This is a genomic window from Ruegeria sp. AD11(2025), from assembly GCF_056542405.1.
On sequence record NZ_JBQFZU010000132.1, the window covers coordinates 1 to 698 of the forward strand.

At 52.6% G+C, this 698-nt stretch carries 1 protein-coding gene; it reads right to left on the reverse strand.

Annotated features, from left to right (window positions below):
- Positions 1–57: 57 nt before the first annotated feature.
- Positions 58–495 carry a universal stress protein gene (locus tag ACR1XY_RS24700; RefSeq protein WP_209506060.1) on the reverse strand — a complete coding sequence of 146 codons (438 nt, stop codon included), beginning with the start codon at positions 493–495 and terminating at the stop codon, positions 58–60.
- Positions 496–698 lie beyond the last annotated feature (203 nt).

The window sequence follows — 698 nt, forward strand, 5'->3', positions numbered from 1 at the left end:
ATGGTGGCGGCCGTTACGGCGCCAAGTGTTTTTAGCGTTCTCATTTTAGCCCTCCCCTCAGTTCACGACCGTAACCGGAACGTCGGCATGCATTACCAGATATTGCGTCGAACTGCCGAACAGGCGTTTCTTGATCCCGTCCGCAGATGCCCGACCCACGACGATTTGCGAGCCTCCGTTTTCGACCGTGATGGCGTTCAGCGTTTCCGCAACATCGCCATGGCGCACAATGCCCTGCGCTTCGAATCCCGCAGCCCTGAGGGCCTCAACAGCAGGTGTCACGACACGCGACATTGCCAGATCAACCTCTTCTTCGCGGCGCTTGTGGCGCTGGGCGTTTTCTTCAGGTGTCTGGAATGTGTAAGGTGACCATTCGATCACATAAGCGACCAGCAAATCGCACGTTCCGATCAGCTTTGCCAAATCCTTGGCAAAGGCAATCGCACGCTCGCCGGTTTCAGTCCCGTCGAGTCCTATGACAATCTTTGTTGTCATTTCGTTCCTCCGTTTTTGTTGTTAAGGCCGGGGCCCACGCCCCCGGCAGGGCGGCCGGAACTTGGAACTTTTCAACAAGACCGCCCTTTGGTAAGTATTAGGAAATTTCACTAGGAATTGGAGATTTTTTTGGGCCAATTTCAGTGTAATTTATCGTATTACGCCAAAAATACAGGGAATTTTACTGATTAGCAGAGATTTAG